The organism is Methylocapsa acidiphila B2, assembly GCF_000427445.1.
Classification (GTDB): Bacteria; Pseudomonadota; Alphaproteobacteria; order Rhizobiales; family Beijerinckiaceae; genus Methylocapsa; species Methylocapsa acidiphila.
Genome location: NZ_ATYA01000001.1, coordinates 102,347 through 124,195, shown reverse-complemented (window position 1 = coordinate 124,195; position 21,849 = coordinate 102,347). Strand labels below are relative to the sequence as shown.

At 62.4% G+C, this 21,849-nt stretch carries 21 protein-coding genes and 1 pseudogene; 11 read left to right on the top strand and 11 right to left on the bottom strand.

Annotated elements, in window-relative coordinates; translation table 11 throughout:
* The first annotated feature begins 370 nt into the window (after nucleotides 1-370).
* Genes METAC_RS0100715 through METAC_RS21680 form a run of 3 tightly spaced genes read left to right on the top strand, consistent with a single transcriptional unit; the run spans nucleotide 371 to nucleotide 1,771 of the window.
* Nucleotides 371-829, top strand: coding sequence for a hypothetical protein (locus METAC_RS0100715; RefSeq protein WP_156898047.1), 459 nt, complete (start codon nucleotides 371-373; stop codon nucleotides 827-829).
* Nucleotides 826-954, top strand: coding sequence for a hypothetical protein (locus tag METAC_RS27285; RefSeq protein WP_280642937.1), 129 nt, complete (start codon nucleotides 826-828; stop codon nucleotides 952-954). The genes METAC_RS0100715 and METAC_RS27285 overlap by 4 nt, the downstream gene beginning before the upstream one ends.
* 28 nt (nucleotides 955-982) lie before the next feature.
* Nucleotides 983-1,771: a tyrosine-type recombinase/integrase gene (locus METAC_RS21680; RefSeq protein WP_245257384.1), complete on the top strand. Its 789-nt coding sequence runs from the start codon at nucleotides 983-985 to the stop codon at nucleotides 1,769-1,771.
* A gap of 250 nt (nucleotides 1,772-2,021) precedes the next feature.
* On the opposite strand, the gene METAC_RS0100700 is transcribed toward METAC_RS21680, so the two are convergent.
* Nucleotides 2,022-2,411, bottom strand: coding sequence for an NUDIX hydrolase (locus METAC_RS0100700; RefSeq protein ID WP_051335272.1), 390 nt, complete (start codon nucleotides 2,409-2,411; stop codon nucleotides 2,022-2,024).
* A 192-nt stretch (nucleotides 2,412-2,603) separates the two neighbouring features.
* Between METAC_RS0100700 and METAC_RS0100695 the strand changes: the two genes are divergently transcribed.
* Nucleotides 2,604-2,831, top strand: coding sequence for a hypothetical protein (locus METAC_RS0100695; RefSeq protein WP_036255121.1), 228 nt, complete (start codon nucleotides 2,604-2,606; stop codon nucleotides 2,829-2,831).
* Between the two features lie 458 nt (nucleotides 2,832-3,289).
* Nucleotides 3,290-3,874 (top strand): Uma2 family endonuclease, encoded by a 585-nt coding sequence (locus tag METAC_RS0100685; RefSeq protein ID WP_026605567.1) that lies wholly within the window; start codon nucleotides 3,290-3,292, stop codon nucleotides 3,872-3,874.
* A 12-nt stretch (nucleotides 3,875-3,886) separates the two neighbouring features.
* Here the strand turns inward: METAC_RS0100685 and METAC_RS27340 are convergent, their stop codons facing one another.
* The 6 genes and pseudogenes from METAC_RS27340 to METAC_RS26680 all read right to left on the bottom strand — a co-directional run bounded on the left by METAC_RS27340 (nucleotide 3,887) and on the right by METAC_RS26680 (nucleotide 7,401).
* On the bottom strand, nucleotides 3,887-4,042 hold the full coding sequence (locus METAC_RS27340) for a helix-turn-helix domain-containing protein (protein WP_342446930.1): 156 nt from the start codon (nucleotides 4,040-4,042) through the stop codon (nucleotides 3,887-3,889).
* A 42-nt stretch (nucleotides 4,043-4,084) separates the two neighbouring features.
* Nucleotides 4,085-4,777 (bottom strand): annotated as a pseudogene (locus tag METAC_RS27335) (DUF1612 domain-containing protein); the annotation flags it as partial.
* A gap of 373 nt (nucleotides 4,778-5,150) precedes the next feature.
* On the bottom strand, nucleotides 5,151-5,606 hold the full coding sequence (locus METAC_RS0100675) for an NUDIX hydrolase (RefSeq protein ID WP_026605566.1): 456 nt from the start codon (nucleotides 5,604-5,606) through the stop codon (nucleotides 5,151-5,153).
* Nucleotides 5,607-5,698: 92 nt separating this feature from the next.
* Entirely contained in the window at nucleotides 5,699-6,343 is a 645-nt protein-coding gene (locus METAC_RS0100670; RefSeq protein ID WP_026605565.1) for a class I SAM-dependent methyltransferase, read from the bottom strand.
* A 223-nt stretch (nucleotides 6,344-6,566) separates the two neighbouring features.
* Nucleotides 6,567-6,971: a phospholipase D-like domain-containing protein gene (locus tag METAC_RS21670; protein WP_198017140.1), complete on the bottom strand. Its 405-nt coding sequence runs from the start codon at nucleotides 6,969-6,971 to the stop codon at nucleotides 6,567-6,569.
* A 166-nt stretch (nucleotides 6,972-7,137) separates the two neighbouring features.
* Nucleotides 7,138-7,401 (bottom strand): hypothetical protein, encoded by a 264-nt coding sequence (locus tag METAC_RS26680; RefSeq protein WP_198017139.1) that lies wholly within the window; start codon nucleotides 7,399-7,401, stop codon nucleotides 7,138-7,140.
* A gap of 464 nt (nucleotides 7,402-7,865) precedes the next feature.
* On the opposite strand from METAC_RS26680, the gene METAC_RS0100655 reads away from it, so the two are divergent.
* Nucleotides 7,866-8,297, top strand: a complete 432-nt coding sequence (locus tag METAC_RS0100655) for a hypothetical protein (protein WP_026605562.1) — start codon at nucleotides 7,866-7,868, stop codon at nucleotides 8,295-8,297.
* Nucleotides 8,298-8,549: 252 nt separating this feature from the next.
* Here the strand turns inward: METAC_RS0100655 and recD2 are convergent, their stop codons facing one another.
* The gene (recD2, locus tag METAC_RS0100650) at nucleotides 8,550-10,742 is read right to left on the bottom strand and encodes an SF1B family DNA helicase RecD2 (RefSeq protein WP_026605561.1); all 2,193 of its coding nucleotides are present in this window, start codon (nucleotides 10,740-10,742) and stop codon (nucleotides 8,550-8,552) included.
* A gap of 745 nt (nucleotides 10,743-11,487) precedes the next feature.
* On the opposite strand from recD2, the gene METAC_RS0100645 reads away from it, so the two are divergent.
* A complete protein-coding gene (locus METAC_RS0100645) occupies nucleotides 11,488-11,964 on the top strand; it encodes a winged-helix domain-containing protein (protein WP_026605560.1) in 477 nt (158 codons plus the stop codon).
* 24 nt (nucleotides 11,965-11,988) lie between these two features.
* Here METAC_RS0100645 and METAC_RS0100640 read toward each other — a convergent pair whose 3' ends face one another.
* Genes METAC_RS0100640 through METAC_RS0100630 form a run of 3 tightly spaced genes read right to left on the bottom strand, consistent with a single transcriptional unit; the run spans nucleotide 11,989 to nucleotide 17,439 of the window.
* Nucleotides 11,989-15,243, bottom strand: coding sequence for an error-prone DNA polymerase (locus METAC_RS0100640; protein WP_026605559.1), 3,255 nt, complete (start codon nucleotides 15,241-15,243; stop codon nucleotides 11,989-11,991).
* Nucleotides 15,240-16,763, bottom strand: a complete 1,524-nt coding sequence (locus METAC_RS0100635) for a DUF6504 family protein (protein WP_026605558.1) — start codon at nucleotides 16,761-16,763, stop codon at nucleotides 15,240-15,242. The genes METAC_RS0100640 and METAC_RS0100635 overlap by 4 nt, the downstream gene beginning before the upstream one ends.
* Nucleotides 16,678-17,439: an ImuA family protein gene (locus tag METAC_RS0100630; protein WP_026605557.1), complete on the bottom strand. Its 762-nt coding sequence runs from the start codon at nucleotides 17,437-17,439 to the stop codon at nucleotides 16,678-16,680. Before METAC_RS0100630 ends, METAC_RS0100635 begins: the two co-directional genes overlap by 86 nt.
* 191 nt (nucleotides 17,440-17,630) lie before the next feature.
* On the opposite strand from METAC_RS0100630, the gene METAC_RS0100625 reads away from it, so the two are divergent.
* From METAC_RS0100625 to METAC_RS27280, 4 genes are all read left to right on the top strand, one after another.
* Nucleotides 17,631-19,700: an ATP-dependent helicase gene (locus tag METAC_RS0100625; RefSeq protein WP_026605556.1), complete on the top strand. Its 2,070-nt coding sequence runs from the start codon at nucleotides 17,631-17,633 to the stop codon at nucleotides 19,698-19,700.
* An 11-nt stretch (nucleotides 19,701-19,711) separates the two neighbouring features.
* Complete coding sequence (locus METAC_RS0100620) at nucleotides 19,712-20,377, top strand: SOS response-associated peptidase (RefSeq protein ID WP_026605555.1); 666 nt, start codon at nucleotides 19,712-19,714, stop codon at nucleotides 20,375-20,377.
* Nucleotides 20,378-20,451: 74 nt separating this feature from the next.
* Nucleotides 20,452-21,531 (top strand): DNA polymerase IV, encoded by a 1,080-nt coding sequence (dinB, locus tag METAC_RS21665; protein WP_036255160.1) that lies wholly within the window; start codon nucleotides 20,452-20,454, stop codon nucleotides 21,529-21,531.
* Between the two features lie 117 nt (nucleotides 21,532-21,648).
* Nucleotides 21,649-21,780, top strand: a complete 132-nt coding sequence (locus tag METAC_RS27280; RefSeq protein WP_280642935.1) for a hypothetical protein — start codon at nucleotides 21,649-21,651, stop codon at nucleotides 21,778-21,780.
* The last annotated feature ends 69 nt before the right edge of the window (nucleotides 21,781-21,849 follow it).

Below are 21,849 nucleotides of genomic sequence, written 5' to 3'. Positions count from 1 at the left end.
GCGTAGCGCTTGAGATAGGTGTCCTTGCGCTTCAAGAACCGTCTTTGCCGCTCGATGAAGACGTTGTCCGCATATGCCAGTGTTTTTGACCAGGCGGGGTGGGATAGCGCGCGCGGTGACGCGCTTTCCCCTCTTGCCTTCCGCGTTATCAAGCGCGTCTGTTCCCGAATAGAAAAGACTTTTCGCGGTTCGATGGCTGGCCTATGCGCTCCCCTACCGGCGCTTCGCCAGCCTCCTCGCGGAAATTGGCGCGCGGCTCGGGGCTGATGTGGATCGCTACTCCTTCATCGCGGCGGACTTTCACCCCCTGCTCCTTGCCTCTCGCGCCGTAGTATATGATAATGTCTTTTATTCTATGTTTGGAATAGGTATGATCGACGACGCGGAAATCAGAGGCTGGTTGCTCAAGCACTTTCACAGGTTGCGAGACGCCAACGACGGATGGTGTCAAACGGACGAGATTATTCTAAGCCCGCACCCGGTCAGCCGTCCGGCCATTTCAAACGCGTGCGAACATTTGGCCGACGCCGGGTATATCCGATGGGAGCTTTTCAACCATCCGATTGGGCGGCTTGCGATTGGGAGGGCGAAGATCACGGGCACTGGAATCGATGTCGTCACTGATGCCCGCGCGCCCAGCATAGATATTCGCTTTCCCGGTATGGGAGAGTGTGGCGTGGCCCCCAGCTACTTGGCTTCCGCGCGATCACCGCAAGCCGAAGAGAAGAAGAACGAACTGCTGACCTTGAAGCCTTCTTTCTGGGGCATGAGCCTTGATCTCAAGGAAGCGTGTCGGCGGGTGTTGAGTTGGTGGAAGGAGCAGAAATGAACCAGCTCGTCGCCTTCACCGACCGCGCCCCCGCTCTCATCGCCGCCTCCGGCGACCGCGCCGCCTATCGCTTCTTTGAATTCTTCACCGCCAATATCCGCAACCCAAACACGCGCCGCGCATGAATATTTCGACTGGCTGGCGGCGCATGGTGTGACGCGGCTCGCGGCGATCGAGAGCGTGCATGTCGCCGCTTATGTAGAAGAGCTTCACAAGGCGCGCTCCGCGCCGACCGCGAAGCTGCGTCTCGCCGCCTTGCGGCATTTGTTCGATTGGATGGTCATCGGTCAGATCATGCCGACAATTCCCGCCGCCGCCGTGCGCGGGCCGCGCCATATTGTCCGGCGCGGCAAGACGCCGGTGCTCGACCCCGCCGAGGCGCGCCAGCTCATCGACGCGATCGACGCCTCCACCGTCATCGGCCTGCGCGACCGCGCGCTCATCGGCCTCATGGTCTATTCCTTCGCGCGCATCGGCGCGGCGATCTCCATGCCCGTCGAGGACGCGTACCCGCAGAACCGGCGGCTTTGGGTGCGGCTACATGAGAAGGGCGGCAAGGAGCACGCCATGCCCTGCCATCACAATCTTGAGGCATACCTGCATGAATATCTGGACGGCGCGGGCCTCGCGCGCGACCCGAGGGCGCTTCTGTTCCAGACCTACAGCCGAAGCTCCGGCCAGCTCACCGGCAATGCCCTGCCCCAAGCCAACGCTTATGCAATGATCCAAAGGCGCGCCAAGGCCGCCGGGATCGCCACGCGTGTTGGCAACCACACCTTTCGGGCGACGAGCGTCGCCGCCAATCTGAAGAACGGAGGCACGCTCGAACGCGCCGCGCAGATGGCGGAACCATGCGAGCACGCGAACGACGCAGCTTTACGACCGCCGCGCCGAGAAAGTGACCCTCGACGAGGTCGAACGGATACTTGTTTGAGCCGATAGCTTAATTGCGCGGTGCGTTTTCCTGCTAAGCAGATGCCGAATATTTGAAGTGTGAAAGGTGACTCATGGAAAGCCGGACTATCGTTCTCATCGGCATAGCTTCTGTGTTCGCCATCACCCTGCTCTATATCGCTTTCGGATTTGCCCCTGACATTTACAAGGGCGTTTTGCCATGAGGCCGGAGCGTTTCGTCCGAGGGCGCGGCCCCAGTGGGCGCACTGGCCGCCTTGCGTGATGCGTCTGCCATCGCTCAGGCCACCTTGGGGAATGTTTTTGCATTCATTCTTCGTACAAACGACTCGATCAGTTCGCGGAGGCCTTCGTCTTTTATCATGGACAAGGCTTTACTGGGTTCGAACCACCGCGCTTCTCTTTCATGGGCTTCTGGCCAAGTATCAAGCTGCCGCTTGACCAACATCGGAAACACCCGCACTTCACACGGTACGACGGCGCTATTTTCTTCCAGACGTTTCTCGTAAGAGAAAATTCCAATCGATTTTGCGCCGACTGTGCCCCGGATCCCTGCTTCTTCATAGGCTTCCCGCGCGGCGGATTTCGGCGGCTTTAATCCTTTAATGGGCCAGCCCTTGGGGATGATCCAGCGTCTTGGTTTCTGTAAATCTATACGGTAATGCGCCATATTGTACTCGAATTGCCCGATCCGCTTTCTGGGATGCCCTCTTATTGCCACGCGGCGGGGTTATTTTTCTCTCTGCTTTCAACTCCATTTCCTGAGAGCCTGCTTTCTTGCGCCTCGCACAAGGCTGTTAATACAATATATTTTCGTTTTTTGCTCCACGCATGTCCTAAGCTAAGCAAGATAGGAGTGGAAATGATTATTTCCGGAAAGTCGGAACAGGTTCCGGACGAATTAAGCGAGCTTGACAATCTCTACGCAGAGGTCGCCGTCTTACGCGATGCCAACGCAGCTCTCACAAAAGCACGCGATCAGTTGCTCTCTGAACGTGATGATTTGCGTGCCGCACTGGCACATCAGGCTCGGCCCGCGCTGAACGTGTCCTCAATCGAGCTTTCACTGCAGAGGAGCCGTAATGAATAATTGCCTGCACAACTAGGCTTGCCTTTGCGCGGACATGTCGCATAAGCGCCATTCTATAAGATCGCGCCCAGCCGCAATAATGGCAGTGCGGCAGGTTCCATATTGCCGTGATTTGGCCGGCTCATCGGCATGCTCGGGCTCTTCAATCTGAAACTATTGGTCAGGAAAGCGATCGCGCAAGAGCACCTCTCCAAATACAGCCTCGAAGAATTCGAGGAGGACCTCGCCTATGCCAAAGCCCATCCAGGTCAGCCGCGGAATGACTATAACAACTATGCTCCTGTGACGGACGCTGTTTCCGAAATCGCCGCATGGCCCTGTTACGCTGCTACTTCTTAGGACAATTCCAGCCGAAAATGACGATAAGCTCTGGCGTAGCTCTTCAATGGGCAGACTGTGCAAGGCTCGCCTTCTGCCTACCTCTTACCCGCAGTCGGTTTTTCTGCTAGATTTCCTCGATGAGCGCGCTGCCCAAGATCCCGATCCGAATGACCGTCGCGGAGTTCTTCGCCTGGAACCCGCCCTCGCCCCAGCTCTGGCAGTTGGTCGACGGCGAGCCGCAGGCAATGGCGCCCGCCAGCATCACCCATGGCGCCATCCAAAACGAACTTGGCCGGTTGATTGCTAACCACTTCGGCGAACGAATGAGCCCATGCCGCGTCATTACGACGCCCGGCGTGATCCCCCACGTTCAATCCGAGACAAATGTCCGTATCCCGGACCTCGCTGTGACCTGTTCCGGCTATGACGCTGAAGAGAGCGCTCTTGCCAACCCTGTCTTGCTGATCGAGATCCTCTCCCCGAGCAATCAGGCGGAAACTTGGGCCAATGTCTGGGCCTACACGACCATCCCGAGCGTCCAGGAAATCCTTGTCCTCAAGACCGCCTCGATCGGCGCCGAGCTTCTCCGCCGCAATCAGGACGGATCCTGGCCGAGCAAGCCCTTGACCATCGAGACCGGCGAGCTGACCCTCGAGAGCATCACCTTCAGCATGCCTCTCGCCGCCGCCTATCGGACGACGCGGCTCGCGGCGAAGACATAGCAAAAGCTCCGATCACAGGATTCCCCAAGCTCGATAGCGCCCCCGCCCCGTGATCTCGCGGAGGCCAAGCTCGCCGACCATGTCTTGCGCCGCGCGCGGCGTCACGCCGAGTACGGCTGCGATCATGCCGGCCGAGGCGATCGGCCGCGCGAGAATGAAATCGACCAAAGCGGGCAAGCGGGAGCTGGAACGTTTGCTCTTGAGCTTGTTCTCCAAGCTCCGTCGGGCGAGCAGCCAGCGGTCATGATCCTTCATGCCGGCCTCGACCCGCATCGCAATCGCCTCCAGGAAGGCGTTGAGTCGCGTCAGTCGATCAGGGGACCGACGCTTCTCCCGCCGGATGTGGCGCAGCCCGGAATTCAGGCAAAGGAGATGCGCCCGCGTTTTCCGCCGCTCCCGAAGCAGCGCAGGAACCAGCAGATTGCCGAGCTAAACCTGACCCTCGAGCGGCGGATTGGTCTCCCAGGCGTCCCACAGCAGAGCCGCCGCCAGGAGGGGAGGATCGGATTGGGACGCCGCGGCGCCGCTCCGCCAGGCCGCCAGCTTCTCGCCATCCTCCCAATCCGGATCATAGATGAGCGGATCCCGCACGGGCCTCGCCACGGCTGGGCCTCCGGCGAGGAATCGGTTGTTGCTCTCGAACGCGCGATCCAGCGCTGCGAGCTCTTCTGCGAGTGGGTCTGCGCCGGCAGCGCCGGCTGAGTCCGGCGTTGTCGCTTCTCCACGCTTTGCCGCCTCATCCGCGCGCGTCGCGTCCGCGGACTTGCTATCGCCATCACCGCGAAGAATGGCGAGACCCTCTGCGCTCATGGCCCAATCCGGCGCGCCGCCGGCGATTCGCCGACGGGTCCGCAGCGCCGCCTGGGCGCGGGTCAATTCATGCGTCGGCGAACGGACGTCCATCCGCGCGTCATGCAGGACGAGATCCTCGAGGGTCACGAGCTCGCCGGCGAGCCAAAGGCTGGCGCAGGCGTCCTGGAAATGGGTCCGGCTGATCCAGCCCTCAACGATGGGGCTCGACCGCAGCCGTTCGTCGAGCCGGGCGAGCGCGTCTTCCGCGGCCGCGAGCGGACCCGAAATTTTATCCCAAGGGATCAAATCAGGAATTGCTTGCTCCCCCATCAGCTGCGTGTGCTTCTCGGGCTTCAGCGGCCGAGCGTTGGCGCCGGGTCAGTAGCCTGGGCCTCCGCCATTTGCCTGCGCGAAGTGGAAAGGACCTTCCATAGTCTCGAAAGGCCCCGGCGGACCTCCCCCGCCGCAATCTTCAAGCCACACCCTATCGCGTGGGCGCCTTTGACGCCAATGTTCCGGCAGCCAGATGTTCGAAGAAAGAGGATATCAATATTCGCAAGCTTTCCTCTTCAATCAAAGATATCGCCGCCGCCGGCTCAAACCATTGCGTCTCTCGCTGTTGAGACTCGGGCCAGGTCTTACTCAGCCGCTTTACCAGCAGGGGAAATACGCGCACCTCGCAGGGAATGATAATTCCATCCTCATCCAGGTGCTTGTCGTAGAAGAAAACTCCGATGGCCTTTGTCTTGATCGAGCCCCGCACCCCGGCCTCCTCAAAAGCTTCGCGGGCGGCCGACTTCGCCGGCGTCAGTCCTTTGATGGGCCAGCCTTTGGGAATGATCCACCGCTTTGTCTGCCTTGTGGTGACGAGAAGAATCTCAGGAGCTCCTGATTTGGTCAGGCGGTAAGGCAAAGCGCCATATTGAAGGCGGACCGCCAAGCTGGGCTTCGGAGCAGATTTGCTTCTGGAAATCGGTCTTCCCCTGATTGGGGCGCCACACCGTGGCGCGCCGCGGCGAAAATTTTGGGCTTTCAGATAAAGCCCCAAATGTCCGTCCGCTTCATCGTGACGTCTTCCAAAGCCAGCGGGACCGGAACATCATAGGAAGCGAGCGAGCAAAGTTTTTCTCGGGGCAGATAAGCGCGCCCCGGGTCGCCAATGAGAACCGGGGTTCCGCTCCTTGCGCGATCTTCCAGCCAGATTGTAATTCGCGCGGCCATATCAGGCTGATAGGAAACATCACCCGCCAAAATAAGATCCCATGGCTCCTCGGAGCCGACCAGGTCGCAGAGTCGCGTTTTGATGATCACCGCGTTTTCAATTGCATTCAGCGCAATCGCCGCCCCGGCGAAACAATCGAGATCATTGGCTTCAACTTCACTTGCCCCAGCTTGCGCCGCGGCGATTGCGACAAGGCCGGAGCCCGCCGCCAAATCGAGCACTCTTTTTCCCCTCACCAGTTCGGGATGATCGCAGATATAGCGTGCAAGCGCCTGGCCTCCGGCCCAGGCAAAAGCCCAGAAGGGTGGCGGGCCAAGCCCTCGCTCCATTTCATCCTCGGTCTTTCGCCATAGTTCCGTCCCCTCTTCAGCGAGATAGAGTTTTATACGCGGCGTCAGAGGGACCTGCGAGAGCCTGGTGTTGGCGCGGATGAAAGCGCTGCAATCTTTGTTCAAGCCAGGCCCAACCTAAATTAAATACACCTGGTCGTTATACGGCAGTCATTCGTTGGCCCTGTCAATGTTCACATCCGGGATAGACCTGTTGGAAGAGCGGAAATCGCATTCTGCTGTCCGTCGCCACAACAATATCCGGGTCACCTTAAAGCGCGACGCGCCACCATTATGTTTAGTTCGCTGCGCCACCGCCTTCACGCGACGCGCTGCGTCGCTCCAACACTCATTGCAGCGCCTCGCCAGTCTGAAAGACACGATCGAAATTCCGCCTAAACGCGTCGACCGCTTTGACGCTCTCAATGACCACGAGGTCATTGTCCTGCCGCTTCAGGCCGGACGGCGAGAAATTGGCGGAGCCGGTGCGCAGGACGCGCCCGTCGATCTGGAACGCTTTGAGGTGCATGAGCGGCCCGCCCGATTTCTTTCTCTTGATCACAACGCCAGGCGTCAGCTTCAAGTCATAAAAGGGCTGCTTGGGCTCGCGCGAGCCAAACTGTCCACCGTCCAGATAGACACGAATGGCGACGCCACGGTCAGCGGCTCCCGTAAGCGCCTGGATCACGGCAAAATCGGTCAGCACGTAGGCCGCCATATCGATGCTCGTCCTTGCCTGATCGATCAGGGCCACGTCTATATGCTCCAGGTTTTCGGCCGGCGCATAGTGGAGGGCGGACGCCTCGGCGACAATCTGCGCGGCGCCGTCATAATGCCGGCGCATGGCAGGGCCGGCCGTCGTCAAAGCGAGAAGGCTAGTCGCGGCCGCCATGACATAGAAAATGCGGCGATAAGCCATGTTAAAGGCGTGAATCGCCGCGGAATCGATGCGCGATCGGCTTTCCGCCATTTGGCGATACGCGAAAGCCTTCCGCCCCGCGCGCGTCGTGAATGGAGGGCCAGAGCTGATTTCCTTCGGCAACGGCGTCGTCGAGGCTTTCAAACGCGCCGGCGACAACGTGCAAGACTTCCGGCTCAGTAAATCCGTCCATGTGACGGATGAACTCGATCCGATATTCCGTTCGCGTGGGCTGACGCCACGCGCTTGTGATTATCCTCGCCATGGAATGTCCCCTCCTCGCCCGCGGCGTTTCATTCATGACCTTAAACTGCGCCCTGGACGATGAAATCGATCGCTTGACCTTGCGAGTCCGCACTTCGTGTTCGTTATTTGTTCTACAACTGGTTGGCAGCGGGCGCAAGAGCCGAGCGCTTGGTTGCAATCGTCAGCTCCGATAGGCCCGACTGTGAAGTGTCCCCGCTGTGCGCGCCCGCGTGCAGGGCGTCCGCCGCTATGTCCGGGGCATTCCCGCGTTCGCGCCGAGTCGCTCCGCCCGTAGAACCCGGTCTGAATGCGCCGGCATGCATCTGCCTTCGACACTTCGCCGCTGGACGTCAATGGTCTTGCCTCCAACGCCTTCGCCGCCAAACCGCGGGGCTTTGGCGCATTTGAGGTCTCGGAGCTGCCGGACCCATCAAGCGCTTCCGGGTCTTGTCGTGAGCATTGGTTCTCGGCTATCGATTCAACATGCCCATCCGCCCCCAATTTCGCTGGTTCTATCCGATCGATTGGCGGGAGCTTTCGATCGTGATCCGTTTCGAGCGGGCGAAAGGCCGCTGCGAACATTGCGCGCGGCCGCATGGCCGGATCGTCATCTGCCTCGGCGACGGGCGTTGGTGGGACGCAGAGCGCTCGGCGTGGCGCGACGGCCAAGGCCGGCTTTTGCGGAATGGGCTCGAGACAATCTCGTTGGCTGAAATCCGCTCCACACGCGTGTATTTGGCGACCGCGCATCTCGATCATGATCCAGCAAACAACGGTCCGCGCAATCTGAAGGCTCTCTGCCAGCGCTGCCACCTGCTGCATGATCGGGATGAGCATCGCCGCCAGCGCTGGCTCACGCTGCGCATGCGCAAAGCGCTCGGCGATCTGTTCCTCGGGCCTTACAAATTCGGGTAATCGTCTCAGCGCGCTTGATCATGCCTCCAGTCCGCGCCGGCCGATATGATCAACGCACGAATGCGCTAAAGGCCGAGTGCGTTGGCGGTGGGCGACTCTCGATTGCTATGCAGGTCTCATCATCCAACTGAAGCGCCGCCGCTTGCAGCCAACGACCAAACCCGGGGCATTTTCAGGGAGCCGCAATCCGGGCGCGCGCGGCCATCGAACGCAGCCGTCGCTCCGTAGGCCCGTTATTCAGGAAGCAGTCCGTCAGGTCCTGTGCGCCGTCTTCATCCACTCTTCCAGTTTCGTCCAGCGCCGCCGCCCTGCCCCGCTTCTCACCGCGATCGCCATCGCCCGGCGCTGGCCGACGATGACTACGAGGCGCTTGCCGCGCGTGACGGCTGTATAGACGAGGTTTCGCGCCAGCATCGTGTAATGCTGCGTCGCAAGGGTGATGACGACGGCCGGATATTCGGATCCTTGCAATTTGTGGATTGTCATCGCATAGGCGGGAAACAGCGCATCAAGCTCTCCGAAGGGATATTCCACCTCCCGCCCGTCGAAGCCGGCGATTAGCAGGCCTTCAGCCTCATCAATGCGCAGCACCGTCCCAAGGTCGCCGTTGAAGACGTCGCGGTCGTAATCGTTCTCGGTCTGCATGATCTTGTCGCCGGGGGCGAAGACCGAGCCGAATTTTTCGATGCGGACGGACGGGTTTGGATTGAGCGCCTTCTGGAGGTCGGCGTTGAGCGACCGCGCGCCGAGAACGCCGCGTTGCATGGGACAAAGAACCTGGATGTCGTGGATCGGGTCGAGGCCGAACCGCCTCGGAATGCGCTCGCGGACAAGCTCGACGACCTTGGCCGCGCCGTCCTCGGGATCTTTCGCCTCGACGAACCAGAAGTCCGACTCTTCGCCGCGTTTTGGCCATTCCGGCGTTTCGCTGCGATTGATCCGGTGGGCGTTGACGATGATGCGGCTCTCGGCGGCCTGGCGGAACACTTCGGTCAAGCGGGCGACGGGAATCGCTCCGGAAGCGATAATGTCGGAGAGGACCTGGCCGGGCCCGACCGAAGGAAGCTGGTCGACGTCGCCGACAAGCAGCAGGGCCGCTCTGGATGGGATCGCCTTCATGACGGCGAACATGAGCGAAATGTCGACCATGCTCGTCTCGTCGATCACGAGCAGGTCGCAGTCGAGCGGGTTCTCGGCGTTGCGCTTGAACCCGCCGTGCATGGGATCGATCTCGAGCAGGCGATGGATGGTCTTCGCCTCGAGGCCCGTCTGCTCGGTCATGCGTTTGGCGGCGCGTCCGGTCGGCGCGCCGAGCAGGATTTTCACGCCCTTGGCGGAAAGGATGCGCAGGATGGCGTCGAGCAGCGTCGTCTTGCCGACGCCGGGGCCGCCGGTGACGACCGCCACTTTCGCCTGAAGCGCCAGCCCGATCGCGGCGCGCTGCGAGGCGGCGAGCGTCTTGCCTGTCCTCTTTTCGACCCAGGGGATCGCCTTTTCGGCGTCGATCGGCGGCCATGACGGTGAGCCTTGGGCGAGAGAAAGAAGCCGGTCGGCGACGCCCCTTTCGGCGAGATAGAGGCCGCGCAGAAAAATGCAGGGCTCTCCGCCGATCGCGTCGGCGACGACCTCGTCATGAGCGAGCTCATGCTCCAGCGCCGATCTGACGATGGTCTTGTCGACCTCGAGGAGCTTGATCGCGAGCTCGACGAGCAACTCGATGGGAAGCCCGCAATGGCCTTCGTCAGTCGCCTCCTGCAGAGCGAAGGAGATCCCGGCCCGAACCCGCTGCGGCGCTTCGCGGGTCATGCCCATCTTCATGGCGATGGCGTCGGCTGTCCGAAAGCCGATCCCTTTAATGTCGCGGGCGAGCCGATAGGGATCCTCGGTCATCACCTGGATGGCGTCATGGCCATAGGTTTTGAAGATGCGGACCGCCCGCGACGTTCCGACGCCGTGCGAATGCAGGAAGAGCATGATGTCGCGGACGGCCTTCTGCTCGGCCCAGCCCGCGGCGATTTTCCCGGCGCGGAATTCGCCGATGCCGGACACCTCCCTCAGCTTCTCTGGATTGGCCTCGATGATTTCGAAGGTCCCTTCGCCGAATACGCCGACGATCCTGTTCGCGAGCTTCGGCCCGATGCCGCGGACCATGCCAAAGCCGAGATATTTCTCGATGCCTTCGGCCGTCGTCGGTGGAGTCATCTTAAGAAGATCAGCCTTGAACTGAAGCCCATGCGTGCGATCGGTGAGCCAGACGCCGACCGCGTGGATGAATTCGCCGGCGGAGATCGAAGCCGCATGGCCGACGACCGAGACGAGATCGCGCCGCCCACGCGCCTTCACCCTCAGGACCGCGAAGCCATTCTCCTCATTGTGAAAGGTCACCCGCTCGACCGAGCCGACGAGCGTTTCACGGGGAGGAGCAAACTGGGTGGCTGACTTCAAGGCTCCCTGCCTTTGTTGGAAGGAGATAGATAAATGACATCAAACGACTCTTCCGATCCCCTTGCAATAACGCCCAAGCCGTTGGCGGCGGCCGATGCGCTTCCGCTTCGTCATGGCCAGGGAGATGTTCAGCGCTAGGGATGGACAGCTGTCTCAGGTAGTCCGGGAAATTCCTATGACTGTTTGCGCGGAATTATGGGCTACCGAATAGGCCAGCCGCGAGATACTGCGACGGCGAATGCTCGTTGAGAAGCGGAAGCGGGGACGCCGGCGCCATCTCGCCAGTTTAAGTCGTTTGGCCGGCGCAGGTTGGATATCGCACGTCTAAAATTCTTGTGGACCCGGATCGGCGCGGTCAGCGGAGATCGAGTGGGCGCATCCTAAAGCTGCCGGAAAGTCTCATGTGGGGCGCCGACGTTTCGGCCATCGCCACCGCCCGGCCGACGGTCGCCGGATGAATCCACAGCTCGCGTAGCGTCAAGCAACTGCGCGATTGCGCAGCTGGGACTTCACATCTCAAGCGGCGGTGTTGGAAATCAACTGTTGACTTTTCGGCGTCTATATATTCGAAGACTCATCCGTGCGACTCACCGCGTCCTTTGGAAATGGTTTCCTGAAAGGGGCGCGAACTGGATAATTGATTCAGAGTAGGCGCTTCCCCATTTCATAGTTTGCAGGATCGGCCAACTCGGCTTGATTCGACTGCAAGCGTCCCCATCCCCCGATCAACAGGAGCAAATTGCCGATGGACACCGCACTCGAACGCATCCACGCGAAGATCGCCGAATTGGAGGCGAAGATCGGCGACCTGCGCATCGCCGAGCGGGAGCTCCTAGTTCTCGAAAAGGTTTCGGCGCGCCAGACAAAAACAACGTCGGAGCCGAAGGCGAAACAAAAGCCGGGGCCAAAGGCAGGTCGCCAGCCGAAGCTCAGAGGTAAGCCGGAGGCGAGTGAACCGGGCGAGGCGCGCCAGACCATCGGCGCCGCGATCTCCGCGGTCCTCGCCGAGCATGGCCCCCTTTCGGTCGCCGAGATCGCCGAGCAGGTCAAGGCCACAGGCCGGGACATCAATAATCGGACGGTGTCCTTCGCGCTTCAAGCGTTGAAGAAACGCGGCCTCGCCAAAAACGCCGACGGCAAGTGGGCGGCGCCAAAGGCGCGCGGTCGTCGACCTGCATCAGTGGCTGGCGCCAGCGCCGAGGAGACAAAGGCGGCGGCTTAAAGGCTGTTAGCAGAGTCGCCGGCCCTACCGGAAATCCCGCGCCTTCACCTTGATCGCATCGAGGCATAGAGGTGGGGCGCCGTGGCTTTTAAGTCCGTTGGGCGACGGACCGCCGGGACTTGTGCGATGGAGGTCGTCTCCGCGCCCATGCGGCGGCGGAGCAGCCAAGTCGCGATTGCCGATGCTCGCGAGGAGCCGCGAGAGGTCGGCAAGTCGCTGGGCGACGAGATGGGCGACCTCCCCTTCCCGCTGAATGCGGCCATGAACGGCCAGCATGCCGGCGGAGAGGATCACGCGGCGCTGCTTTTCAAAGAGCTTTGGCCAGATGACGAGATTGGCGACGCCCGTTTCGTCCTCGATGGTGATGAACATGACGCCCTTGGCGGAGCCGGGCATTTGCCGAATGAGGACAAGTCCTGCGGCGCGAACCCAGCGTCCGTCGCGCGCTTGCATCGCTTCGGCGCAGGTCGCGACGCCTTTGCGACGCAATTCTTCGCGGAGGAATGACACAGGGTGCGCGCGGAGCGACAGTCCGACATGGCCGTAGTCCTCGACGACGTCGCCGCCGGCGGTCATCGGGCGGAGCGCCACCGCAGGCTCATTTATTTCGGGCACAGTCTCGGCTTCGCGGGCCGCGGCGGCGGCGAAGAGAGGAAGCGGTTCATCGCGTAGCGCCTTGATCGCCCAGAGCGCCTCGCGCCGGGCGAGTTTTAACGACGGTTGGAAGGCGTCGGCCTCGGCGATTTGCACGAGACAGGCGGCCGGAACGCCGGCGCGACGCCAAAGATCGTCGACCGATGCGTAGGGCCGGTCGGCTCGCGCGCCAATGATGGCGGCCACGTTGGCGTTGGAGAGACCCCGCGCAATGCGCAGGCCAAGCCGCACGGCGAAGCGGTCTTCGTCGCCGGCCGGCTCAAGCGTGCAGTCCCAACGCGAGGCGTTGACGCAGATGGGGCGAACCTCGACGTCATGGTCGCGGGCATCCCTGACGATTTGCGCGGGCGCGTAAAAACCCATGGGCTGCGCGTTCAAGAGCGCCGCGCAGAACACATCCGGGTGATGGCGTTTGAGCCAGGACGATGCGTAGGCGAGCAGCGCGAATGAGGCGGCGTGGCTTTCGGGAAAGCCGTAACTGCCGAAGCCCTCCAGCTGGTTGAAGGTCTTTTCTGCAAATTCGCGTTCGTAGCCCTTGGCGACCATGCCGGAAATGAGCTTGTCGCGGAACTTTGAGACCCCGCCGGTATGTTTGAACGTCGCCATCGACCGGCGAAGCTGGTCGGCCTCGGCGGCTGTGAATCCGGCGCATTCGATCGCAACCCTCATCGCTTGTTCCTGGAACAAGGGCACGCCGAGCGTCTTGCCGAGCACTTTCTCGAGCTCGGGCTTCGGATAGACCACGTCTTCCTTGCCTTCGCGGCGGCGCAGATAGGGATGGACCATGTCGCCCTGAATGGGGCCGGGCCGGACGATCGCCACCTCGATGACCAGATCATAGAAGGTGCGGGGCTTGATCCGCGGCAGCATGGCCATCTGCGCGCGGCTCTCGATCTGGAAAACCCCGATCGTGTCGGCCTTGCGGATCATCGCATAGGTGCTGGGATCCTCGGCCGGGATGGTGGCGAGGTCGAGCGCGACGCCTTTATGCTCAGCCAGCAGATCGAGGCCGCGCTTCATGCAGGACAGCATGCCGAGCGCCAGGCAATCGACCTTCATGAATTTCAGCGCGTCGATGTCGTCCTTGTCCCATTCGATCACCTGCCGGTCTTTCATGGCCGCCGGCTCGATCGGAACGAGCTCGTCGAGCCGGTCATGGGTGAGGACGAAGCCGCCGGGATGTTGCGAGAGATGCCGTGGGGCGCCGATCAACTCGCGGGCGAGGTCCAGAGCAAGGCGTAGGCGTCGATCGCCGAGATTGAGGTTCAGCTCCTCCACGTGCTTTGGCTCGACGCCTTCCCTCGACCAGCCCCAGATCTGGGACGACAGCATTTTGATGAGGTCTTCCGGCAGGCCGAGCGCCTTGCCGACGTCGCGCAACGCGCCTTTGGCGCGATAGCGAATGACGGTCGAGCAAAGGGCGGCGTGATCGCGGCCATAGTGATCAAACACCCACTGCATGACGATCTCGCGCCGCTCGTGCTCGAAATCCACGTCGATGTCGGGCGGCTCACGTCGCGCCTCAGATACGAAGCGCTCGAAGAGAAGGTCGTTGCGCTCAGGATCGATCGAGGTGATCCCGAGCACGTAGCAGACGGCGCTGTTGGCGGCGGAGCCGCGGCCCTGGCAAAGAATGTCCTGACTGCGGGCGAAGCGGACGATTGCGTTCACAGTCAGGAAATAGGGAGCATAATGCAGCGTCTCGATCAGACGCAGTTCATGCTTGAGGAGCGCGGTCACCTTGTCGGGGACGCCCTCGGGGTAACGGTCGGCCGCGCCCTCCCAAACCAGTTTCTCCAAGGCCTGCTGCGGCGTCAGGCCGGGGATCGCAGCCTCGTGCGGATATTGATAAGCAAGCTCACTCAACGAGAAGCGGCAGCGATCGGCGATTTCGAGCGTGCGCGCCAGCGCCTCGGGATAACGGCCGAACAGCCGGGCCATTTCTTCCGGCGGCTTAAGATAGCGGTCCGCGTGCCGCTCGCGCCGGAACCCGGCGTCGTCGATGGCGCAATTGTGCCGGATGCAGGTGACGACATCCTGCAGCATGCGCCGCGCCGGGATATGGAAGAGCACGTCATTGCTGACGACGGTCGCGACCTCTGCCCGCGCCGCCATGTTCGACAGGCGATGCAGCCGCAGGGCGTCGTTGGGCCGGCGGCGGAGGGTCAGCGCCATATAGGCGCGGTCTCCGAACGCTTGCGCGAGCCGGCGCAGGCGCTGCGCGCAGGCCTCATCGGCCCCGTCGGGGACGAGGATCGCGATCAGGCCCTCGGCATAGGCGACGAGATCGGACCAGTCGAGCCGGCATTGGGCCTTGCCGCCGCGCCTTTTGCCGAGCGAAAGCAGCCGGCAAAGCCGGGCGTAGGCGGGTCGATCGATCGGATAGACGAGGACGGACATGCCGTCGGCGAGATCGAGGCGGCAGCCGACGATCAGACGGAGGCCCGTCGCCTTCGCCGCCTCATGGGCGCGAACGATTCCGGCCAGGCTGTTTCGGTCGACGATGGCGAGCGCCTCCATGCCGAGCTTTGCAGCTTGCGCGAACAGTTCATCGCAGGAACTCGCCCCGCGCAGGAAGCTGAAATGCGACGTGCATTGCAGTTCAACATAGCGGGGCGCGCTCATCCAAAAACCCCGTGCAGGAACCAGCGCTGCGAACCGGTTGCGGCGTCTTCGCCGTCGCCGGCGCGATAGATCCAGAACCGTTCGCCGGCCTCGTCCTCGACCTGAAAATAGTCGCGCACCGCAACCAGTTCGGCGTCGCGTTTCCACCATTCGCCAAAGACGCGCTCGGGACCGTCGGCGCGCTTCACCCGGCGGCGAACGCCGCGCCAGGTGAAGCTGACCGGCGGATGATCGGGAAGCAGCGCCATGGCGTCGATGGGTTCGGGGACTGGCAACAGGCGTGAAGGCCGCGGCCAATGGTCCGGCCACGCTTCACCCGTATCGGGCGCCAACGGCGCGATCCGCGTAACGGAGCGTTCCGGCACATCGCTGGCGACCGGGGCGAAGCGATAGATCCTGTCCTCGCCGACGCGGTTGGCGAGCGCATCGATCAGAGCCGAGACGTCGGCCTCCGGCTCCTCCGTCAGCGACGAAATCGTCTGTTTGTCCTCCAGAGGCTCGGCGACGGACGCCGCAAGCCGCATGATCTCGACGCCGAAGGCGGGATCGACGGTCTCGATCTTGTCGCAGAGCATCCGGGTCAGGCGCTTTACGTCGCGAACGGGCAGCGCCGTTCCGATGCGGATGGCCTCGATGCGGTTGTCGACCCGATGAAAGACAAGGTCCAGGCGTCGGGCTCCGAGGCCCTTCGCCTCGAGCGCTTGGCAAAGCTGGACGACAAGTTTGCCCGTGTAGCGGGCAATTGTTTCCGCAGCGCCGATCGGTTCGGCAAAGGCGCGGCGAACCTCGATAAGGTCCGGCGGCCGCAGGGGATCGATCTGCTCGCTGATCCTCCCGAAGGCCTGATCGAGGCGGCGGCCAAGTTCGGAACCAAAGCGCAGGGCGAGCGGCGCGCGGGGCGTCGCCGCCAGTTCCCCGATGCTCTCGAAGCCGAGGACGCGAAGACCGTCCACTATATCCTTCGGCAGGCGCAGGGCGCGAATCGGCAGCTCGAGGATCGCTTTCGCGCTCCCGCCAGGAGGAATGATGATGGCGGGACGCGCGGCGAAACGCGCCAACGCATGAGCGGCGCCCCAACTATCGGCGAGGGCGGCGCGCGCTGCGACGCCGGCGGCGGCGATCCGCTCGACTATCCCCTTTGCCATGGCGTCTTCTCCGCTATGAAGATGCGCCGCGCCGGCGACGTCCATCACGATCCCGTCCGGCAGGTCGGCCGCGGCGATCGGCGCATAGCGCTGCAGCGCCCAGAGGGCGAGGCGCTCAAGCGCTTCGGCGTCGCCCGCCGGATCGGCGTCCATGACGACCAGACCTTTCACCAGCGCCTGCGCCTTGGTCACGGGCATGCGGACGCGCAAGCCCGCGGCTTGAGCGGCTGCGTCGGCAGCCAGCACCACGCGCCGTCTTCCGTCCCTGCCTATGAGCACGAGCGGCGCTTCAGCTGACGGCGCGGCGGCGCCCAGCTTTCTTCTGATCCGGTCCGTGGGCCAGGTCGGAAGGAAGATGGAGACGACCCTTGCCATCGCAGGCCTCCACTTCGAAATCGGCGCTCTCGCCGGCCCGGCACCGGATCAATTCGAGCCGCCACCTTGCGCGTCCAACGCCTGGGACCGGCAAAGGGGCGGAGGGAAGCGCCGTCACGCGCCAGCGGGTGACGGAGGCGGTCGGCTGCCCGAATTCGGCGGCTTCGGCCTGCCTCCGCCAGCGACGGACGGCAAAGCCGATCGTGCCGGAGCTTTCGGCCGCGAGCTGCAGCCGGCGCGAGGCAGTCATGGACAGTCGGGCGACCTCTGCCACGACCCCGCCAAGCCCGCCATGGCGCAGACCTTCCTCGAAGCAGGCGAGAACCGACTTCTCATCGCCGGCCTCGACATAGATCACGCGGTCCGGCGCCAACCCCGCCTGCGCGAGTGCCGGGGCGAAAAGATCCTGGCGGGCGACGCACCACAGGATCTTGCCGCGCGTCCGCGCCGCGATCCCCGCCGCGAAAAGCGCGGCCGCCGCGCCGTCGATCGCGCCATTGCCGCCGCCCGCCGCCTCATGCAGCGCGCCGAACGCCAGCCCTCCGCCCGGCAGACGGCCGTCGATCTCCTTGATCCCGAATGGCAGCACCGTGCGACCGTGCGCGCGTCCGCCTTCGAGGCGCTGAATGCGCGCGCGAAGTTCGGCGACGATGGGGCTGGCGGCGGCTTCCTTCATAGGCAAAAAGGCCCTCTCAGAGGTCTTCCCAGCGGTTTCTTTGAATGTTATGTTCCCTAAATGTTCTTATCTGGCCGCGTGAGTCAATCCGTCGCATCAACCTTCATTGACGCAGCCGTGGAGCTTGAAGTGCGGTATGTAACAGGGGTCGGCGAATCGCTGAGGAATAACAGCAAGATATCGGGGCATTCGTGAGCGCGGCGCATCTGGAGACATTGAACAGCGAACAGCGCCGCGCCGTGGAGCATGGGGTTGGCCTTGCCGACGGAGCGATCGGCGGCCCGCTGCTGATCATTGCAGGTGCGGGTTCCGGCAAGACCAACACGCTGGCGCATCGTGTCGCCCATCTGATCGTCAGCGGCGCCGATCCGCGCCGCATCCTGCTGATGACCTTTTCCCGCCGGGCGGCGGCCGAAATGAGCCGACGCGTCGAGCGCATCTGCGCCAAGGTTCTTGGGAGCAAATCAGGCGTCATGACCAATGCGCTCGCATGGGCGGGGACGTTTCATGGGATCGGCGCAAGGCTTTTGCGCGACTATGCCGAACAGATCGGCCTCGATCCGGCTTTTACGATCCACGACCGGGAAGATAGCGCCGACCTCATGAACTTCGTCCGGCACGAGCTCGGCTTCTCAAAGATGGAAAGCCGGTTTCCGACCAAGGGGACGTGCCTCGCGATCTATTCCCGCGCCGTCAACGCGGAACTGCCGCTGGACGACGTGCTGCGCGGCTCCTACCCGTGGTGCGCCGGATGGAGCGAGCAATTGCGCGAGCTGTTCGCGGCATATGTCGAGGCCAAGCAGGCGCAGAATATTCTCGATTACGATGACCTCCTGCTCTACTGGGCGCAGACGGTCGGCGATCCGCTGCTCGCCGAGGATATCGGCGGCCGGTTTGACCATGTGCTGGTCGATGAATATCAGGACACCAACCGCCTGCAGGCCTCGATCCTGATGGCGCTGAAGCCCAGCGGCAGGGGTCTCACCGTCGTCGGCGACGATGCGCAGTCGATCTATTCCTTCCGCGCCGCATCGGTGCGCAACATCCTCGATTTTCCCGCCGAATTCAGCCCGCCGGCCGACGTCATCACGCTCGATCGCAATTACCGCTCGACCCAGCCGATCCTTGCGGCCGCCAATGGCGTCATCGATCTCGCCGCGGAGCGCTTCACCAAGAACCTCTGGACCGACCGCCCGTCGGCGGATCGCCCTCGGCTCGTCAATGTCCGCGACGAGGCCGATCAGGCGCGCTATGTCGTCGAGACGGTTCTGGAAAACCGGGAGGGCGGCGCGGCGCTGAAGCAGCAGGCCGTCTTGTTCCGCACGTCCCATCATAGCGGCCCGCTCGAGGTCGAACTGACCCGGCGCAACATTCCCTTCGTCAAATTCGGCGGTCTCAAATTCCTCGACAGCGCCCATGTCAAGGACATGCTGGCGCTGCTGCGCTTTGCGCAGAACCCGCGCGACCGGGTCGCTGGCTTCCGCCTCATGCAGCTCCTGCCAGGCGTCGGGCCGACCACGGCGCAGCGCGCGCTCGACCTGATGGCGGATGGGCCGGACCCGCTTGCCGCGCTCGCCGACAGTCCGTCGCCGCCGCGCGCCGGAGCCGCCTGGATGGAGTTCGTGGACATTTTGCTGCGCCTTCGCGCGGGCGAGGCCGGATGGCCCGCGGAGATCGAGCAGGCGCGGCTCTGGTATGAGCCGCATCTCACCCGCATCCATGAAGACGTCTCCATCCGACAGGCCGACCTCCTGCAGCTCGAACAGATCGCGTCCGGCTATCCGTCCCGGGAGCGCTTCTTGACGGAACTGACGCTGGACCCGCCGGACGCCACAAGCGATCAGGCCGGCGCGCCGCATTTGGACGAAGATTATCTGATCCTTTCCACCATCCATTCCGCGAAGGGGCAGGAATGGAAATCGGTGTTTCTGCTCAACACCGTCGACGGCTGCATTCCTTCCGACCTCGGCGCTGGAACGACCGCTGAAATCGAGGAGGAGCGGCGCCTTCTCTACGTCGCCATGACGCGGGCGAAAGACGATCTACATCTCGTCTTGCCGCAGCGTTTCTTCACCCATGGCCAGAACGCGCAGGGCGACCGTCATGTTTATGCCTCGCGCACGCGCTTCATTCCAGCGACGCTTCTTCAGCTCTTCGAGATCTGCGCATGGCCCGTCGCAGCGACTACGGCTGAGGGGCGGCTCGATCCGAGGCAGGTCCGCGTCGATGTCGGCGCGCGCATGCGCGGGATGTGGCGGTAGGAGGATCGCCGATGTGCAACCTTTACGCTTTGACCAAAGGCCAGCAGGCGATCCGCGAATTCGCCCGCGCCATGAGCGACCGCACGGGCAACCTACCGCCCTTTCCTGGGATCTTTCCTGACTATGCGGCCCCGATCGTGCGCAATCAGCCCGATGGACGCGAACTCACGATGGCGCGGTGGGGCATGCCGGCACCTGTCTTCGCGCTAAAGGGGAAGAAGTCCGATCCAGGCGTCACCAACGTCCGCAATGTGAAGTCGCCGCACTGGCGCCGATGGCTCGGCGTCGAGAATCGTTGTGTCGTTCCTTTCACAAGCTTTTCCGAGAACGAAGCGCTTCCTGACGGCACGCATCCGCCAGTCTGGTTTGCATTGAACGAAACCCGGCCTCTCGCTTTCTTCGCCGGAATCTGGACCAATTGGACATCGGTCAGGAAAGTGAAAGAAGGCGAGACGAACAATGACATCTTCGCGTTTCTGACGACCGAGCCCAACGCGGTCGTGGCTCAGATCCATCCGAAAGCCATGCCCGTCATTCTGATGACGCAGGAAGAAATCGACCTTTGGATGACCGCGCCTGCAGTGGAGGCTCTGAAGCTGCAGCGGCCGCTTCCCGACGACGCTCTTATCATCGTCGCAAGGGGCGAAAGGAAAGACGAGGGAGGCCTTGCGGCCTGATCGTCATGCTCGTGTCGGATGCTGATCGAAACCGGAGAACGACTCGGTCCGATCATCAGGATCGGGGCTTGCCGATCGAGCCCGCGCGGCGCCGTAAGATCCTCCATGTCGACATGGACGCCTTTTTCGCTTCCGTTGAGCAGCGCGACAATCCCTGGCTGCGCGGAAAGCCGGTCGCGGTCGGCGGGTCACGCGAACGCGGAGTTGTCGCGGCCGCGAGCTACGAGGCGCGGGAATTCGGCGTCCGATCGGCGATGCCCTCGATCATGGCCAAGCGGAAATGTCCGGACCTGATTTTCGTGAAGCCTCGGTTCGACGTCTACAGGGCAGTCTCCCAACAGATGCGCGCCATCTTCGCCGAATACACGGCCATCATCGAGCCGCTGTCGCTCGACGAAGCCTATTTGGACGTGACGGAAAATCTCAAGGGGATAGTCTCCGCAACCGAGATCGCGGAACAGATCCGGGCGAAGATCCGCGCCGAGACGAGCCTCACCGCCTCCGCTGGCGTGTCATACAACAAGTTTCTGGCGAAGCTCGCATCGGAGCATCGTAAGCCCGACGGAATATTTGTGATCACGCCAAAGATGGGGCCGGCCTTTGTCGAGACCCTGCCCGTCCGAAAATTCCATGGAGTCGGACCTGCGACCGCTGCGAAGATGAACAGGCTTGGGATCGCGACCGGGCTCGACCTGAAGGCCCATCCTCTCGCCTATTTACAGGAACAATTCGGGAAAGCAGGGCCATACTATTACTGGATCGCGCGCGGGATCGACGAACGGCCGGTTCGCTCCGATCGGATTCGGAAGTCGGTCGGTGCCGAAAACACCTTTTCAGCTGACATCTTCACCCTCGAGAGTGCGCGCGATGCGCTGCAGCCGATCGTGGAAAAGGTCTGGCGTCATTGCGAGAGCGCTGGAGCGCGTGGGCGGACGGTGACGCTGAAGGTCAAATACGCCGATTTCCAGCAGATCACGCGAAGCCGGACGAGCGCAGCGCCATTTGAGACGCGCGCCGACCTTGAACGGCAAACCCTCGAACTCCTCGAAAGCCTTTCTCCGCTCGCAAAAGGCATCCGGCTTCTCGGCGCGTCATTGTCGTCGCTGGGCGACGATCAGGCGAACGAGCCGCCCCAATTGAGCCTAGAGCTTTAGTCGATTTGTGAGCCGAAATGTCGCGACCGGCTATCCACTAGGCATATTGGGGCAATATTCAAATCCTCAATCGCCTTTACACCATTGCCGGCGATTCCAATTCCGTATTGAGGAGTTATGCGACAGCATGACATGTCTCTCGCGCAACGCGTGTACGGCAATATTTTCGAGGAGGGGTTGAAGCTCATTGACGTGGGGGCGTCAGGAGAGAACATGCACAATCCTTATGTCGAGATCATCAAATCATAAGAAGATTGTTTTGGAGAGCTTCCATCGCGCTTGGAGTCTTCCCGATTAATTTGGTCGGTTCTGGGTCGG

Bases quoted from the DNA above. Each gene is read 5' to 3' on its own strand.
- METAC_RS0100630 (WP_026605557.1), bottom strand. From the start codon at position 17,439: ATGAAGGAAGCCGCCGCCAGCCCCATCGTCGCCGAACTTCGCGCGCGC.
- METAC_RS26680 (WP_198017139.1), bottom strand. From the start codon at position 7,401: ATGGCGAGGATAATCACAAGCGCGTGGCGTCAGCCCACGCGAACGGAA.
- METAC_RS0100715 (WP_156898047.1), top strand. From the start codon at position 371: ATGATCGACGACGCGGAAATCAGAGGCTGGTTGCTCAAGCACTTTCAC.
- METAC_RS0100635 (WP_026605558.1), bottom strand. From the start codon at position 16,763: ATGGCAAGGGTCGTCTCCATCTTCCTTCCGACCTGGCCCACGGACCGG.
- METAC_RS0100685 (WP_026605567.1), top strand. From the start codon at position 3,290: ATGAGCGCGCTGCCCAAGATCCCGATCCGAATGACCGTCGCGGAGTTC.
- METAC_RS0100695 (WP_036255121.1), top strand. From the start codon at position 2,604: ATGATTATTTCCGGAAAGTCGGAACAGGTTCCGGACGAATTAAGCGAG.
- METAC_RS0100645 (WP_026605560.1), top strand. From the start codon at position 11,488: ATGGACACCGCACTCGAACGCATCCACGCGAAGATCGCCGAATTGGAG.
- METAC_RS27285 (WP_280642937.1), top strand. From the start codon at position 826: ATGAACCAGCTCGTCGCCTTCACCGACCGCGCCCCCGCTCTCATCGCC.
- METAC_RS0100655 (WP_026605562.1), top strand. From the start codon at position 7,866: ATGCCCATCCGCCCCCAATTTCGCTGGTTCTATCCGATCGATTGGCGG.
- METAC_RS0100620 (WP_026605555.1), top strand. From the start codon at position 19,712: ATGTGCAACCTTTACGCTTTGACCAAAGGCCAGCAGGCGATCCGCGAA.
- METAC_RS0100640 (WP_026605559.1), bottom strand. From the start codon at position 15,243: ATGAGCGCGCCCCGCTATGTTGAACTGCAATGCACGTCGCATTTCAGC.
- METAC_RS27280 (WP_280642935.1), top strand. From the start codon at position 21,649: ATGCGACAGCATGACATGTCTCTCGCGCAACGCGTGTACGGCAATATT.
- METAC_RS0100700 (WP_051335272.1), bottom strand. From the start codon at position 2,411: ATGGCGCATTACCGTATAGATTTACAGAAACCAAGACGCTGGATCATC.